The organism is Streptomyces sp. NPDC104106 (genome assembly GCF_055584345.1).
Genome location: NZ_JBVJMF010000020.1, coordinates 142,378 through 158,085 on the forward strand (window position 1 = coordinate 142,378; position 15,708 = coordinate 158,085).

14 protein-coding genes are annotated in these 15,708 nt (G+C 68.7%); 12 read left to right on the forward strand and 2 right to left on the reverse strand.

Annotated elements, in window-relative coordinates; genetic code table 11:
* Positions 1-402: 402 nt before the first annotated feature.
* From ACZ60X_RS35225 to ACZ60X_RS35235, 3 genes are read left to right on the forward strand one after another with little or no spacing between them, the layout of a single operon-like run.
* Positions 403-1,173 (forward strand): AfsR/SARP family transcriptional regulator, encoded by a 771-nt coding sequence (locus ACZ60X_RS35225; protein WP_469607440.1) that lies wholly within the window; start codon positions 403-405, stop codon positions 1,171-1,173.
* A gap of 58 nt (positions 1,174-1,231) precedes the next feature.
* Positions 1,232-1,831 (forward strand): dTDP-4-dehydrorhamnose 3,5-epimerase family protein, encoded by a 600-nt coding sequence (locus ACZ60X_RS35230; RefSeq protein ID WP_469607498.1) that lies wholly within the window; start codon positions 1,232-1,234, stop codon positions 1,829-1,831.
* A gap of 55 nt (positions 1,832-1,886) precedes the next feature.
* On the forward strand, positions 1,887-2,894 hold the full coding sequence (locus ACZ60X_RS35235; RefSeq protein WP_469607442.1) for a Gfo/Idh/MocA family protein: 1,008 nt from the start codon (positions 1,887-1,889) through the stop codon (positions 2,892-2,894).
* Between the two features lie 83 nt (positions 2,895-2,977).
* Here the strand turns inward: ACZ60X_RS35235 and ACZ60X_RS35240 are convergent, their stop codons facing one another.
* Positions 2,978-4,156 carry a nucleotide disphospho-sugar-binding domain-containing protein gene (locus tag ACZ60X_RS35240; RefSeq protein ID WP_469607444.1) on the reverse strand — a complete coding sequence of 393 codons (1,179 nt, stop codon included), beginning with the start codon at positions 4,154-4,156 and terminating at the stop codon, positions 2,978-2,980.
* A 31-nt stretch (positions 4,157-4,187) separates the two neighbouring features.
* A complete protein-coding gene (locus tag ACZ60X_RS35245) occupies positions 4,188-4,988 on the reverse strand; it encodes a class I SAM-dependent methyltransferase (protein ID WP_469607447.1) in 801 nt (266 codons plus the stop codon).
* 230 nt (positions 4,989-5,218) lie between these two features.
* On the opposite strand from ACZ60X_RS35245, the gene ACZ60X_RS35250 reads away from it, so the two are divergent.
* From ACZ60X_RS35250 to ACZ60X_RS35290, 9 genes are all read left to right on the forward strand, one after another.
* Positions 5,219-6,373 carry a DegT/DnrJ/EryC1/StrS family aminotransferase gene (locus tag ACZ60X_RS35250; protein ID WP_469607451.1) on the forward strand — a complete coding sequence of 385 codons (1,155 nt, stop codon included), beginning with the start codon at positions 5,219-5,221 and terminating at the stop codon, positions 6,371-6,373.
* Between the two features lie 150 nt (positions 6,374-6,523).
* Positions 6,524-7,672, forward strand: a complete 1,149-nt coding sequence (locus ACZ60X_RS35255) for an acyltransferase family protein (protein ID WP_469607454.1) — start codon at positions 6,524-6,526, stop codon at positions 7,670-7,672.
* A 64-nt stretch (positions 7,673-7,736) separates the two neighbouring features.
* On the forward strand, positions 7,737-8,630 hold the full coding sequence (rfbA, locus tag ACZ60X_RS35260) for a glucose-1-phosphate thymidylyltransferase RfbA (protein WP_469607501.1): 894 nt from the start codon (positions 7,737-7,739) through the stop codon (positions 8,628-8,630).
* Positions 8,621-9,604, forward strand: a complete 984-nt coding sequence (gene rfbB, locus ACZ60X_RS35265) for a dTDP-glucose 4,6-dehydratase (RefSeq protein ID WP_469607457.1) — start codon at positions 8,621-8,623, stop codon at positions 9,602-9,604. Before rfbA ends, rfbB begins: the two co-directional genes overlap by 10 nt.
* A gap of 18 nt (positions 9,605-9,622) precedes the next feature.
* Complete coding sequence (locus ACZ60X_RS35270; protein WP_469607459.1) at positions 9,623-10,912, forward strand: acyl-CoA dehydrogenase family protein; 1,290 nt, start codon at positions 9,623-9,625, stop codon at positions 10,910-10,912.
* A gap of 20 nt (positions 10,913-10,932) precedes the next feature.
* The gene (locus ACZ60X_RS35275; RefSeq protein ID WP_469607463.1) at positions 10,933-12,054 is read left to right on the forward strand and encodes a DegT/DnrJ/EryC1/StrS family aminotransferase; all 1,122 of its coding nucleotides are present in this window, start codon (positions 10,933-10,935) and stop codon (positions 12,052-12,054) included.
* Between the two features lie 22 nt (positions 12,055-12,076).
* Positions 12,077-13,321 carry a methyltransferase domain-containing protein gene (locus tag ACZ60X_RS35280; RefSeq protein ID WP_469607465.1) on the forward strand — a complete coding sequence of 415 codons (1,245 nt, stop codon included), beginning with the start codon at positions 12,077-12,079 and terminating at the stop codon, positions 13,319-13,321.
* A gap of 178 nt (positions 13,322-13,499) precedes the next feature.
* The gene (locus tag ACZ60X_RS35285; protein ID WP_469607468.1) at positions 13,500-13,901 is read left to right on the forward strand and encodes an allene oxide cyclase barrel-like domain-containing protein; all 402 of its coding nucleotides are present in this window, start codon (positions 13,500-13,502) and stop codon (positions 13,899-13,901) included.
* A 106-nt stretch (positions 13,902-14,007) separates the two neighbouring features.
* Positions 14,008-15,708: type I polyketide synthase (locus tag ACZ60X_RS35290; protein WP_469607471.1), on the forward strand; the 1,701-nt coding region annotated here is incomplete at its 3' end.

The following is a 15,708-nucleotide window of genomic DNA, read 5'->3' on the forward strand; positions in this document are numbered from 1 at the left end:
GACGGAATCACTCTTCCCCGGTGTGCGGCAGACACGGATACCGTTCCAGGAAGTCCTCATCGGTCACCGATGTCCGATCTAAAGAAGGTGCACCGAGGTTAATTCTCAATACCCCGCTAAAATAAGGCTAAAAACCATGCCCGAGGCGCCTCGTCAAGGGGTGTGACGGATATCACATACTGACCAATATGCGCTCCTCAAGGGTCAATGTATGCTGACGCTTAATCACGCACAGTTCTCTTCCATCACGTTTAGCGCCCAGCAAGAAGTGGCCACATTACCGACAGTGTTCAGGAGTGAATATTCCCTGAAGCGAATTCTCTGATCGTCAGCACCATTCCCGTTGGGGGATACTGGGGGAGGTTTGGCTTGCGATACAAAATACTGGGACCGGTACACATCGTGACCGGCAACGATTCGCCGCCGGTCGGGACGCACAAGATGGAAGTGCTGCTGCGGGCTCTGCTGATCCGCAACGGCCAGATTCTGTCGCTGGACCAGTTGACCAGAGAGTTGTGGGGCGAGAAGCCGCCCATCCGGGCAAGAGCATCCATCCATGTCTATGTGTCGCAACTGCGGAAGGTTCTCAACCGGTTCTCGCAGAACGACGAAGTCATCATCACGCGCGCTCCCGGCTACATCCTGAACCTGGGGCGCGACGAACTCGACCTGGAGCTCTTCCTCGCCCTGTCGGACAAGGCGCGCATGCAGATGAGCATGCACCAGTACACCGCCGCCACCCAGGCGCTGACCGACGCACTGGGACTGTGGCGGGAGCCGATCCAGTCATCTGCCTTCGAAGGCCCGATCATCAGGGAGTTCGCCAACTGGGCGGAGGAACTGCGCGTCGAGTGCCTTGAGATGCGGGCCCGTTCCCTGCTCGCGTCGGATGAGACGAGCGAAGCGGTCCGCATCCTGTACGCGCTGACCTCCGAATACCCGCTGCGGGAGAAGTTCCACGCGCTGCTCATGGAGTCCCTGAGCCTGTCCGGCCGCAGGGCGGACGCCCTGGAGGTCTACCAGACCGCCCGGAGCCAGATCCGCGCGGAACTCGGGCTGGAGCCGTGCGGCTTCCTCCAGAAGACGCACGAGTACATCCTGAACGACAGGCTCGACGCCCTCAGCGTCATACGCTCCCGCAGCGACGGGATGGCGCATGCGCACACTGTCTGACCCTGCCGGCCGCGGTGGGGGCCCAGCCGCTCAGCCGGAGGAGACCGCTGTGGACAGCATGGACATCACCGAGATGTCGATTCCCGGTGCGTACCGGATCAGCACGAAGCACCTCGCAGACCGCCGGGGAAAGTTCTACGAGGCATGGCGGGTGAGCGAACTGCTCCAGCAGACGGGTCACCATTTCGAGATCCGGCAGGTCAACTACTCGGTGTCGAAGAAGAACACGGTGCGGGGAATTCACGGCACCGCGATACCGCCCGGCCAGACAAAACTGGTCACCTGCGTGCGGGGTGCCGCCCTGGACGTCGCGGTCGACCTCCGCGTCGGGTCTCCGACCTTCGGCACGTTCGACATGACGCTCCAGGAGGCGGAGTCCGGGGTCGGGGTCTTCCTCTCGGACGGGATCGGGCACGCCTTCCACGCGCTGACCGACGACACGTGCATGAACTACCTGTGCGGCGCCGAGTACGTACCGGGCACCATGATCGACGTCCAGGCGTTCGATCCGGCCATCGGTATCCCCTGGAAGCTGGACGGCCCGCCGATCATGTCCGACAAGGACGCCGCGGCGCCGACCCTCTCCGAGGCGGCCGAGCAAGGGTTGCTCCCCACCTATGAGCAGGCCCTGGCGTTCCGTTCTTCGCTGGCCCGCTGAAGTGGCGCCCGCCCAGCGGCACTTCGCCGACCGAAACCTCGTACAAGGAGTCCCGATGGCACATGCGGGGAATGCCAAGCCGGTCAGAGTCGGGGTGATCGGGTGCGCCGACATCGCCTGGCGGCGCACCCTGCCGGCGCTGGTGGCCGAACCCCTCACAGAGGTCACGGCCATAGCCAGCCGGCAGGCGGACAAGGCCGAGCAGTTCACCCGGCGGTTCGGGGGCACCCCCGTGCAGGGCTACGACACGCTGCTGCAGCGCGACGACGTCGAAGCCGTGTACGTCCCGCTGCCCGCCGTACTCCACGCCGAGTGGATCGAACGGGCCCTGCGGGCCGGCAAGCACGTGCTCGCCGAGAAGCCGCTCACCACCGACCGCAAACAGGCCGAGCACCTCTTCACCGTCGCCGAGGAACAAGGGCTCCTGCTGATGGAGAACTTCATGTTCCTCTACCACCACCAGCACCGGCGGGTCGCGGACATGCTCGCCGACGGCGTCATCGGAGAGGTCCGGTCGTTCGCCGCGAGCTTCACGATCCCTCCCAAGCCCCAGGGAGACATCCGTTACCAGGCGTCGGTGGGCGGCGGGGCGCTGCTGGACATCGGTGTCTACCCGATCCGCGCGGCCGGTCTGTTCCTCGGCCCGGGTCTGGAGGTCGCGGGAGCCGTGCTCCGGCACGAGCGGCTCCGGGACGTGGTCGTCGGGGGCAGCGCGCTGCTGACCGGTGGGCAGGGGGTGACCGCCCAGCTCTCCTTCGGCATGGAGCACTCGTACACCAACAGCTACGAGTTCCGCGGCAGCACCGGACGGCTCTACCTGAACCGCGTGTTCACGCCGCCGGCGACACATCAGCCCGTGGTCAACATCGAGCGGCAGGACCATCACGAGCAGATCGTCCTGCCCGCGGACGACCAGTTCGCCAACATCGTCCGTACCTTCGCCCAGGCGGTTCTGCGGGGTGACCGCCCGCAGGAGTGGACCGAGAACTCGCTGCGCCAGGCGTCTGTCGTCGACGCCGTCCGGGAGAACGCGCGGGAGTTCTCCTTCTCCCACGACGGCTGACGCCACCGAGGTGAAAGGGCCTGCCCCGAGGATCTTCGGGGGCAGGCCCTTTCGGCGTACGGCGCCGCGGCCGGTGTTCCGCGCTACCGCGCGGCGTCCGCGAGCGCCTCCAGCGCGGGCAGGATCTGGGTCGGGCTGGGCCGGGCGGCGTTGCGCTCGGCCAGCGTCTGCGCGGCGGGCCGGACGCAGTCGCCGTCGAGCAGTTCGGTGACGGCTTCCACGACGGCGTCGGCGGTGAGGGTGTCGGGCCTGAGCGTCAGCCCGGCCCCGCTGGCCGTGAGCAGTTCCGCGCCGAGCGGCTGTGCGCTGATCTGCGGGACGACGATCTGGGGTACGCCGTGCGCGACGGCGGCCAGGACCGTGCCGGGGCCGCCCTGGCTGATGAGGGCGTCGCAGGCCGGCATCAGCATCGACAGCGGCATCCAGTCGACCACGCGGACCTGCTCACCGGCATCGCCGAGCAGCTCCCGGCCGGCCTTGCCCAGGGCCGCCACGATCTCGACGTCGAGGCCGGCCAGCGCCTCGATGGCCAGCAGCGGCGGCTTGAGCACCTCAGGCCCCATGAACTCGCTGGTGGTCCCCCAGGTGATGCACACCCGCGGCCGTCGCTTGGGCTCGTCCAGCCAGGGCGGTGCCACGACCCCGCCGTTGTACGGGACATAGCGCACCGTCTGCCGCTTCGCCATCCGGACGGCGAGCAGTTCGTCCGGGCAGGGGTCCACCACCAGGTCCGCGTACTCGGGGCCGAGTTCGACGTCCCAGTTGTCGAGGTATGCCACCAGGTCCTTGGGCCAGTTGTCGCGCACCGCGCGCTCGGAGGTGAGGTCGGCCCACAGCTGGTCGGGCATCGGCCCCCAGGTGTGCAGGACCAGCGGCACGCCGGCGGCCTTGGCGACGGCGGGCGCGGCGAACGCTGCGGGGTCCGCCACCACCAGGTCCGGCTGCCAGTGCCGAACGAACGGGACGAGGTCGTCCAGGACGGCCTCGGCGATGCGGATGTGCGGAACGACGATCTTGTCGATGCTCGGTGCGGTGCCGGGCGGTGTGCCGCCGCCCGAGTCGATGGACTTCTTCAGCTCGCTCATGAAGTCCGGGCCGCGGCCCGCCTCGACGGCGGCCAGGCCGGCGGCGGTCACGTCGCCGAGGAGGGACGGCTGGACGGCGATCCGCACGTCGTGTCCCGCGGCGCGCAAGGCCCACGCCAGCGGAATCAGCGGATACAGGTGCGAGCGGAACGTGGCCGAGGTGATCAGAACCCGCATGACTGGAACCCTTCGCAGTTGCCGAATGCGATCAGCTGGGACGTCGCCCGATCAGGTGGAACATACGCGCGGTGGACGGATAGGGCGTGCGGCCGGCCAGGGCGATCTCCAGTTCCTCCAGCCGGCTGAAGAACTCCGGGTCGTACTTGATCTCGTTGTCGGCGATGAGGTTGCAGACGTTCATCACGCCGTGGGTGCCGACGACGTCGAGGCCGGCGGCCCGGTACAGGTCAGCGATCTCGTCGGCGGTCAGAACCGGGATGTCCTTGCCGTACACGACGTTGGGCTTTGTCCTGGCGTCCACCGCACGCCGGGCCGCGTCGAGGTCGAGTTCGCGTACGGCGGCCTCCAGGGGGACGGCGTAGGCGTTGGGACAGACGACGGAGAGCAGGCCGCCCGGCTTCAGCCGGGTCGTGATCCCCCGGAACACCTCGGCACGGTCGGGAACGTACTGCAGGAGGTTGTGGCAGAGCAGCAGGTCGAACTCCTGGCCCGCGAAGACCTCGGGCACATCGTGCGCGTCTCCCTCGCGGATCTCGATGAGGTCCGACACCCCGTGCTGGGCGGCGAGTTTCTGCGCGTCGGCGAGGGACACCGGTGCCACATCGAAGACGGTGACGTGGTGGCCGAGCAGGGCGAGCCGGACGGCTTCCTTGCCGTTGCCGCCGGCCACGTCCAGCACCCGCAGGGGGGCGTTCCCGATGTGGCGGGCCAGATTGGCCGCCACCACCGAGTAGCGCAGTTGCCCCCACGGTGTTTCCTGCCATGTCTGGAAATTGGCGAGGCGGTCGTCGAAAACCGCGGTGTCGATTGCACTGCCGCTGTCGGTCATGCTGCCTCCGGGTTCACTGGTCACCGGATGCCCCCGGTCGGGCCATCGTGATCTCCGATGAATATCCGCAGTGCCTGAAATGGCGCTAAAACAGGAGCCCCTGACAAGGTTTAGGGGATTTTTAGCAGGGCGCAGAAAACTCGGCATATTCCTGTGCACGGCGTCCCGGTTGACAGCGTGCATGGTCCGGTCTGTCGCCACCACCGTCCTGCTCGATCTGGAGACGTTTGATGATTAATGTGACCCAGCCGTGTGTCGGGGCAGAGGAACTCGCGGCGATCAGTTCCGTGTTCGACAGCAAGTGGCTGGGGTCGGGGCCGCAGACGGAGGAGTTCGAGGAGATGTTCGCCCGGCACCTCGGGGTGCCGGCCGAGAACGTGATGTTCCTCAACTCGGCGACCTCGGGCCTCTTCCTCACCATGGAACTGGTGGGCGTGGGGCCCGGTGACGAGGTCGTGCTGCCGTCGAACGGGTTCGTCGCCAACGCCAACTGCGTGGTGGACGCGGGGGCCCGGCCGGTGTTCTGCGACATCGACGAGGAGGTCCTCAATCCGCGGGTGGAGGACGTTCTCGCGGTGCTCACCGAGCGCACCAAGGCGGTGATCGTCCTGCACTACGGCGGTTATCCCGGCGAGGTCGAGAAGATCGCCCAGCTGTGCGCGGAACGAGACATCGCGCTCATCGAGGACGCGGCCGTCTCGGTCGCCTCCAGTGCGCACGGCCGGATGTGCGGCACCTTCGGCGACTTCGGCATCTGGAGCTTCGACTCCCGCAAGGTCATCACCACCGGTGACGGCGGCATGGTGTACGTGCGGGATCCCGAGGTGGCCCGCAGGGCGCGGCGGCTGGCGTACCACGGTCTGGAGGACCGCAGTTCGTTCACCACCGCCGCCAGGTCGCCGCACGTGTGGTGGAGCTTCGAGATCGAGGACATCGGGCGGCGCCTGGTCGGCAACGACATGACCGCCGCGATGGGCAAGGTGCAGTTGGGCAGGCTCGCCGGGTTCGTGGACCGGCGCCGGGAGATAGGCCGACGGTACGACCGGGCGCTGTCGGGTGTGCGGGGCGTCCGCGTCCCCCCGCCGCTTCCGGAGGGGCATCTGTCGACGCACTACTTCTACTGGGTGCGGTTCGACACCGCCGCCGTCCGCGACGGCGTGAGCGAGGATCTGCTGGCCCGGGGCATCTACACCTCCTGGCGCTACTACCCGCTGCACAGGGTCAAGCGCTACGGCGCCACGGAGGCCGTACTGCCGGTGACGGACAAGGTGTCGGACACGGCCCTGCTGCTGCCGGCGCACCAGTCCCTCACCGACGACGAAGTCGACCTGATCGCGCGGGAAGTGATCCGGTCGGTGCAGGCACGTGCCGCGGCCCGCGTCTGACCGGGGGTCTCCCGCCTGCCGAACGAATGGGGGTTAGGCGGGAGCAAGACCGGTTTTAGCGGTCCCGGTGACCATGAACGGACGACCCCCGAGCCGACCGGCCTCGGTCGGCTGTGTGAACGGCGACCAGCCCTGAACAGGAGCGCGCACATGGCCGACGTGGACGAGCACAGAGCGAGAAGGCTTGACTCGCTGACCGGGTTACGGTTCTTCGCGGCTTTCGCGGTGTTCCTCTTCCATGCGGGGAGCATGCGGGTCTTCCGTACGAAGGGCCTGGAACCCGATCCGTTCTACCGGATCACGACGCACATCGGTTCGGTGGCCGTCACCTTCTTCTTCGTGCTGAGCGGTTTCATCCTCACCTGGTCGGCGCGTGAGGACGACGGCGTGCGGCAGTTCTGGCGGCGGCGGTTCTTCAAGATCTTTCCCAACCACGTCGTGACGTTCGTGGCGTCGGTGCTGCTCTACGCCTCCCTCACGGCGGCGGCGGTCCCGGCGGTGCTCAACGTGACGCTGCTGCACGCGTGGGTGCCGAGGATGGACGTCTTCCTCAGCTTCAACTACGCCACCTGGTCGCTCTCCTGCGAGGTGTTGTTCTACGCTCTCTTCCCGTTCCTGCTGAGGCCGCTTAGGCGCATCCCGGCCGACCGGTTGTGGTGGTGGGCCGGCGGTGTGGTGGTCCTCGTGCTGTGCGTGCCGCTGGCGTCGCAACTGCTGCCCACGCAGCCGAGGTTCCAGCTGTGGTTCGGCGGCGAGGGCTTCCACGAGCCGATCTACCAGTACTGGTTCGTCTACGTCTTCCCACCGATGCGGCTGCTCGACTTCGTGCTCGGCATCCTGATGGCGCGGATCGTGCTGGCCGGACGCTGGATCGGCATCGGGCAGCCGACCGCCGCGGTGCTGCTCGCCGTCGGGTACGCGGCCGCGTCCTACGTGCCCTACAACTACTCGCTGGACGCGGTGACGCTCGTACCCGTGGCGCTACTCGTCCCCGCGGTGGCGAGCAGGGAAGTGGACAAGGGCCGCTCGTGGCTCACCGGCCGCTTCATGATCTGGCTCGGTGAGACCTCCTTCGCTCTGTACCTGGTGCACCTGCTGGTGCTCATCCGCGCCCGCCACGAGATGGGAATGCGGAACTTCCTGTCCCCGGTCGCCGGCATCGGCTGGATCGCCTTGATGTTCCTCATCTCGCTGGTGGCGTCACGGCTGCTGTTCGTGCTCGTGGAGCGGCCGGTGTCACGGCGCTGGGGCACCGCCCGGCGCCACTGCCCACAGCCCAGCCCGGTGAGCGTCCTGTGAACGACGACAAACCGGTCCGTTTCAGCATTCCGATGCCCGAGCTCAGGTAGCAGAGGTGCAGCCAGTGAAGGGAATAATTCTGGCCGGGGGGACAGGAACGCGGCTTCACCCGCTGACCGTTGCCTTCTCCAAGCAATTGCTCCCGGTTTACGACAAGCCCATGATTTACTATCCGCTGTCCACGCTGATGCTGGGCGGGATACGAGAGTTCCTCATCATTTCGACGCCCACGGACCTTCCGATGTTCCGGAAGGTGCTCGGTGACGGTGCGGAACTCGGTCTGGACATCACCTACGCGGAACAGGTGCAGGCCGCCGGGATCGCCGACGCGTTCCGGATCGGGGCCGGCTTCATCGGCGCCGATCCGGTGTCCCTCATCCTGGGCGACAACATCTTCTCCAGCCCGGACCTGCCGGACCTTCTGGCCCGCGCCGTGGCCGACGTCGACGGCTGTACGCTCTTCGGCCACACGGTGCCCGACCCGAGGCCCTACGGGGTGGCTGAGAAGGACTCCGAAGGGCGTCTGGTCGGCCTCGAGGAGAAGCCGTCCCGGCCACGCAGTTCGGAGATCGTCACCGGCCTGTACGTCTACTCCAACGACGTGGTCGACGTCGTCCGCGACATCACCCCGTCGGCGCGCGGCGAGCTGGAGATCACCGATGTGAACCGCATCTACCTCGAACAGGGCCGGGCGCGGATCCACTCGCTGGGCAGCGGCGCCACCTGGCTGGACGCCGGCACCTACGACGGGCTGCTGGACGCCGCCGCCTTCGTCCGCGCCGAGGAGCGCCGGGGCGAGCGGCTGGGCTGCCTGGAGGAGATCGCGCTCCGCCTGGGGTACATCGACGCGGACGCCTGCTACGCCCTGGGCAGCAAGCACGCCCGGTCCGGCTACGGCCGGTACGTCATGGCCATTTCGGGCAAATCATCTGAGACGAGTGCGGTGACATGTCGTTGAACCAACGGGTGGTGGTCACCGGGGGCGCCGGATTCATCGGGTCGCACTATGTGCGTCAGATGATCACGGGTGCGTATCCGGCCTTTGCCGACGCCCGTGTCGTCGTCCTGGACAAGATGACCTACGCCGGAAACCCGCAGAACCTGGCGCCGGTGAGCGACGACCGCCGGTTCGAGCTGGTGGTCGGGGACATCTGCGACGCCGAGGTACTGGCTCAGGTGCTGCCGGGCGCGGACGTCGTGGTGCACTTCGCGGCGGAGTCCCACGTCGACCGCTCGATCGCCGGCGCGGACGACTTCATGCACACCAACGTCCAGGGCACCCACACCCTCCTGCAGGGCTGCCTGGACGCGGGGGTGGGGCGGGTGGTGCAGGTCTCCACGGACGAGGTGTACGGCTCGATCCCGGTCGGCTCGTGGACGGAGAGCGAGCCGCTGGAGCCGAACTCGCCGTACTCGGCCTCGAAGGCCGGCGCCGACCTCATCGCGCGCTCCTACCACCGCACCTACGGGCTGTCCGTGTGCGTGACCCGGTGCTCGAACAACTACGGCCCTTACCAGTATCCCGAGAAGATCATCCCGCTGTTCATCACCAATCTGCTGGAGGGCGTCCCCGTCCCGCTGTACGGCGACGGCGGGAACGTGCGCGACTGGCTGCACGTCGACGACCACTGCCGGGCCGTCCAGCTCGTGGTGGAGGGCGGCAGGCCCGGCGAGATCTACAACATCGGCGGCGGCACCGAACTCACCAACCGCGACCTCACCACGTGGCTGGTGAAGGAGCTGGGAGCGGACTGGTCCTCGGTCCAGCACGTCGCCGACCGGCCGGGGCACGACAAGCGCTACTCGGTCGACTGGACGAAGATCCGCACCGAGCTGGGATACCGGCCGCGCACCGGTCTGGAGTCGGGGCTGCCCGACACGGTCCGCTGGTACCGCGAGAACCGGTCCTGGTGGGAACCGCTGAAGAAATAACCGCCCGAACGGAGCGTCATGTCCACACTGACGGCATACCAGGTCCCGCCGACGGGCCTCCAGGAGCCGGTCACCCCCGCGGGCCGCACCCTGCTCGAACGGCTCACCGACTACCTGCCGCGCATACGTGCCACCGCGGCGGAGAACGACCGCAGCGGCAGCTTCCCGGCCGACACGTTCGACGCCTTCCGCAAGGACGGTCTGATGGGCGCGACGGTCCCCGCCGAACTGGGCGGACTGGGGGTCGACCTGCTGTACGACGTCGCGGCCGTGCTCGTGCACGTCGCGCACGCCGACGCCTCGACGGCACTCGCGCTGCACATGCAGTTCAGCCGCGGCCTCACCCTCGGCTACGAGTGGCGGCACGGCGGTCCCCGGGCGCGCGCTCTGGCCGAGCGGCTGCTGCGGATGATGGTGGCGGGCGAGGCGGTGGTGTGTTCGGGCATCAAGGACCACCACACGACGGTGACCCGGCTGTCGCCCGACGGGTCGGGCGGATGGCTGCTGTCCGGCCGCAAGACGCTGGTGAGCATGGCCCCCATCGGCACTCACTTCGTCATCAACGCCCAGACGGACGTGCCGGGTGAGGCGCCGCGGCTGGTGTCACCGGTCGTCACCCGCGACACCCCCGGCTTCAGCGTGCTGGACAACTGGGACGGCCTGGGAATGCGGGCCTCCGGCACCGTGGACATCGTCTTCGACAACTGTCCCATCCCCGCCGGGGACGTCTTCGTACGCGATCTGGTCGGCGCCCGCAACGACGCGGTGCTCGCCGGGCAGACGGTCAGCTCGATCGCCATGCTCGGCGCCTACGTCGGTGTCGCGCAGGGCGCCTACGACCTGGCGGTGGGGGCGCTCACACGCCGTTCCGAGCCGCCGGCCGCCGCCGCGCGCACCCTCGTCGCGGATCTCGGCGCCCGGCTGTACGCGCTGCGGGCCACCGCCGCCACGGCGCTGGCTACCGCCGACGCGCTGAGCGCGGACCTGTCCATGGACCCCGTCGAGCGCGGCCGGCAGATGATGCAGCCCTTCCAGTGCGCCAAGCTGACCGTCAACCAGCTGGCCCCTGCGATCGTCAACGACTGCCTCACCCTGGTCGGCGGTGCCTCGTTCACGGCGGCCCACCCGCTGTCCCGGCTCTACCGGGACGTGCGGGCCGGCGGCTTCATGCAGCCCTACGCCTACGCCGACGCCGTGGACTTCCTGAGCGCGCGGGCGCTGGGGATCGAGCGGGACAACAACTACATGAGCGCCTGGGCTCTCCGCTCCAGCCAGACCGGAAACTCCGCGGATGCAACCGCATCCTGACCCGACTCACGGTGAGGATCATGACGACTCGCGTATGGGATTACCTGCCTGAGTACCGGCAGGAGAAGGCGGATCTGCTCGAAGCCGTCGAGACGGTCTTCGAGTCCGGGCAGCTGATTCTCGGCAGGAGTGTGCACGGCTTCGAGACCGAGTTCGCGGCGTACCACGGGGTCTCACACTGCGTAGGTGTCGACAACGGGACCAACGCCGTCAAGCTGGGCCTCCAGGCGCTGGGCATCGGCCCCGGCGACGAGGTGATCACCGTCTCGAACACCGCGGCCCCCACCGTGATCGCCGTCGACGGTGCCGGCGCCACCCCGGTCTTCGTCGATGTCCGCGAGGAGGACTTCCTCATGGACACCGAGCAGGTCGCCGCCGCGATCACCCCGCGCACCAAGGCGCTGCTGCCGGTCCACCTGTACGGCCAGTGCGTCGACATGGCCCCGCTGCAGCGGCTGGCGGCCGAGCACGGGCTGTCCGTCCTGGAGGACTGCGCCCAGGCGCACGGCGCCCGTCACCACGGCAGGCCGGCCGGGACGATGGGGAACGCGGCCGCGTTCTCCTTCTACCCGACGAAGGTGCTCGGCGCCTACGGCGACGGCGGAGGCGTCCTCACCGATGACCCGGACATCGACAAGACCCTGCGGCAGCTGCGCTACTACGGCATGGACAAGGTCTACTACGTCGTGCGGACGCCGGGGCACAACTGCCGGCTCGACGAGATCCAGGCCGAGATCCTGCGCACCAAACTGCGCCGGCTCGACGGCTACATCGCGTGCCGCCGGGAGATCGCCAGGCGGTACGAGGAGGGCCTGGGCGACCTGACCGGCCCCGGCGGGCTGCTGCTGCCGTCCGTGGCGCCGGGCAACGAGCACGTGTACTACGTCTATGTCGCCCGCCATCCCCGCCGCGACGAGATCATCGAGCGGCTCAAGCGGTACGACATCGAGCTGAACATCAGCTATCCGTGGCCGGTGCACACCATGAGCGGCTTCGCCCGTCTCGGCTATGCCAAGGGCTCGCTGCCGGTCACCGAGCGGCTCGCCACCGAGGTTTTCTCCCTGCCCATGTACCCGTCGTTGCCCCTGGATCTCCAGGACAAGGTCATCAGCGCGCTGCGCGAGGTACTGGCGGAGCTCTGACTCACCGCATAGGAGTTCGATCATGACCGATCCAGCCGATGTGACCGCACCGGTCGCCTGCCGTGTCTGCGGTGGCGAGGTGGTGGAGTTCCTCGACCTGGGCCGCCAGCCGCTGTCCGACCGCTTCCTGCTGCCGGACGCCCTCGACGGCGAGTTCTTCTACCGGCTCGCCGTCGGCCAGTGCGGTGCCTGCCGCATGGTGCAGCTGACCGAGGAGGTCCCGCGGGACCTGATGTTCCACGAGGAGTACCCGTACCACTCCTCGGGTTCCTCCGTGATGCGCGAGCACTTCGCCAAGCTCGCCCAGCACTTCCTCGACACCGAGCTGACCGGGGCCGACCCGTTCGTGGTCGAGATCGGCTGCAACGACGGCATCATGCTGGGGGCCGTCCAGGACGCCGGCGTACGGCACCTGGGCTTCGAGCCCTCCAGCGGGGTGGCCGAGGTGGCCCGGGCCAAGGGAGTGCGGGTCCGCACCGACTTCTTCGAGGAGTCGACCGCGCAGCAGGTACGCGCCGCGGAGGGACCGGCGAACGTCATCTACGCGGCGAACACCATGTGCCACATCCCGTACCTGGACTCGGTGTTCCGCGGGGTGGACGCGATGCTCGCCCCGGACGGCGTGTTCGTGTTCGAGGATCCCTACCTCGGTGACGTCGTCGCCAAGACGTCCTTCGACCAGATCTACGACGAGCACTTCTTCGTCTTCTCCGCCCACTCCGTGCAGGCCGCGGCCGCGCGGTTCGGTTTCGAGCTGGTACACGTGGACCGGCTGCCCGTGCACGGCGGCGAGGTGCGCTACTGGCTCGCCCGCAGCGGCGCGCGCACGCCGTCGCAGGCCGTGGCGCGGCTGCTGGCCGAGGAGAGTGAGCAGCGGCTCGGCGAGTTGGACACGCTGCGGGCGTTCGCCGCGGACGTCACGAAGATCAGGGACGACCTGAAGGCGCTGCTGACCCGGCTGCGCGTGGAGGGCCGCAGCGTGGTCGGGTACGGCGCGACCGCGAAGAGCGCCACGGTGACCAACTTCTGCGGCATCGGCTCCGACCTCGTGTCGTTCGTCTGCGACACGACACCGGACAAGCAGAACCGTCTGACGCCGGGCATGCACCTCCCGGTCCGGCCGCCGACGGCGTTCAGCGAGCCCTACCCGGACTACGCGCTGCTGTTCGCGTGGAACCACGCCGAGGAGATCATGGCCAAGGAGCAGGAGTTCCAGCAGTCGGGCGGCCGCTGGATCCTCTACGTGCCCGAGGTGCACGTGATCTGACGGGGAACCAGCCAGCGGACATCCGCGCGTGTGACGCGCCCGGGTGTCCGCCTGCCTTTTTTCGGGCCGGTGCCCCCGGCCTTTCTTAGGTCCAATTAAGGCCTGTTGACCATGATTTCTCGATGGTCCCGGACAGGACCGACGCACTGCCGCCGTCCGATGGGGAGAACTGATTTCCATGTATCTGGAGAATCTCCGCGAGATCTGCCACACCACGGTGCACCGGGAGACCCGCCCGGGCGTCGGGCACCACTTGACCTTCACCGAGGAGCTGTACGACGCCGACGGCAACCTGGTGTCCACGTCGGAGGGCATGTCGGTGGTGTACGGCAACCCCGAGGACGGCGGTCTGATGCAGCTGATGACCGCTACCGAGAAACTCGCCGACGGAGTCATCAGCTGGACCGGCACGGTGGCCCAGGAGGACCCGAACGGCACCGAGTTCCGCGTCAACAGTTTCCCCGCGATCGGCGTCAGCGGACGCTATGCCGGAAAGACGGGGACGCGAACGTTCAAGTTCGTCGAACGGCCCGACGAACACACCACGATCTGCGTGGCGACTCTTTTCATGGAGGACTGAGTCGCCGGTTCCGGCAATGTGCGGAGCGGCCCGGAATCCGCCTGGCCGCTCTGTTCCCCATGTCACCTGAGATCTACCAGCTGTGCGAGGAAGGCGGCCAGGACCCATGACCGATGACGTCACCCTCTCCGGCGGACCGCTCCCCGAACCGGGCGCCGCGATAGCCATCGTCGGACTGTCCTGCCGCCTGCCCCAGGCGCCGAACCCGTCGGCGTTCTGGCGGCTGCTGACGCAGGGGCGCAGCGCCGTCGCGGAGACCCCGCCCGACCGCTGGCCCGGCGCGGCCGGGCTCGGTGCCGGGCTCCGCCACGGCGCGTTCCTCGACGACGTGGACCGGTTCGACGCGGCCTTCTTCGGGATCTCACCCCGCGAGGCCGCGAGCATGGACCCGCAGCAGCGGCTCATGCTGGAACTCGCCTGGGAGTCGCTGGAGGACGCGATGATCGTCCCCGCCGACCTGGCCGGTGCCCCGGTCGGTGTCTTCGTGGGCGCCATCGGCGACGACTACACCGCCCTGCTGCACCAGCACGGCCCCGATGCCGTCGGCCCGCACTCGCTGACCGGGACCCGCCGCGGCATCATCGCCAACCGGATCTCCTACACGCTCGGGTTGCGTGGGCCGAGTCTGACCGTGGACGCCGCCCAGGCGTCGGCGTTGGTGGCCGTGCACCTGGCCTGCGAGAGCCTGTTGTCGGGCGAGTCGGCCATGGCGCTGGCCGGCGGCGTCAACCTGAACCTGGCGACGGCATCGGCGGTGGAGACCGAGCGGTTCGGCGGGCTGTCGCCGGACGGCCGCTGCTACACCTTCGACGCGCGTGCGAACGGCTATGTCCGGGGCGAGGGCGGCGGCTTCGTCGCGCTCAAGCCGCTGGCCCGGGCGCTGGCCGACGGCGACCGGGTCTACGGCGTGATCCACGGCTCGGCGGTGAACAACGACGGGGCCACCGACGCACTGACCGTGCCCAGCGCCGACGCGCAGCGGGACGTGATCCGGCTGGCGCACGACCGCGCGGGGCTCGTGCCCGGCACGGTGCAGTACGTGGAACTGCACGGCACCGGCACCAAGGTGGGCGACCCGATCGAGGCCGCCTCGGTCGGTGCGGCGCTCGGGGCGGCCCGCACGGACGGGCCGCTGCACGTCGGTTCCGCCAAGACCAACGTAGGTCATCTGGAGGGCGCGGCAGGGATCGTCGGCCTCATCAAGACCGCGCTGAGCGTGTGGCACCGCCGGATCCCGGCGAGCCTGAACTACCGGACGCCGAACCCGGCCATCGACCCGCAGGCACTCAACATCGAGGTGCGCACCGAGGCGGGGCCGTGGCCCCGGCCCGACGCACCGCTGCTCGCCGGCGTCAACTCGTTCGGCATGGGCGGCACCAACTGCCATGTGGTGGTGGGCGAGGCCCCGCGGGCCGACGCTCCCGCCGCGCCGCCGGAGCCGGACGGGGCCGCCGGGCAGGTGGTGCCGTGGGTGCTGTCGGCGCGGGACCGGGCCGCCCTGCGCGAGCAGGCCGCCGCGGTGCGGGCCGCCGTCGAGGAGCGGCCGCAGCTCGGCGTCGCCGACGTCGGCTGGTCGCTGCTGACCACGCGGTCGGCCTTCGAGCAGCGCGCGGTCGTGCTCGGCTCCGACCGCGAGGAACTGCTGGCCGGGCTTGCGGCGGTGGCCGCGGACGAGGCCGCGGCGCAGACGGTGACCGGCCGGGTCGGTGAGACCCCCGGCAGGACGGTGTTCGTGTTCCCCGGGCACGGTACCCAGTGGACCGGTATGGGCCTGGACCTCATGCGGACCTCACCGGTGTTCACCGAA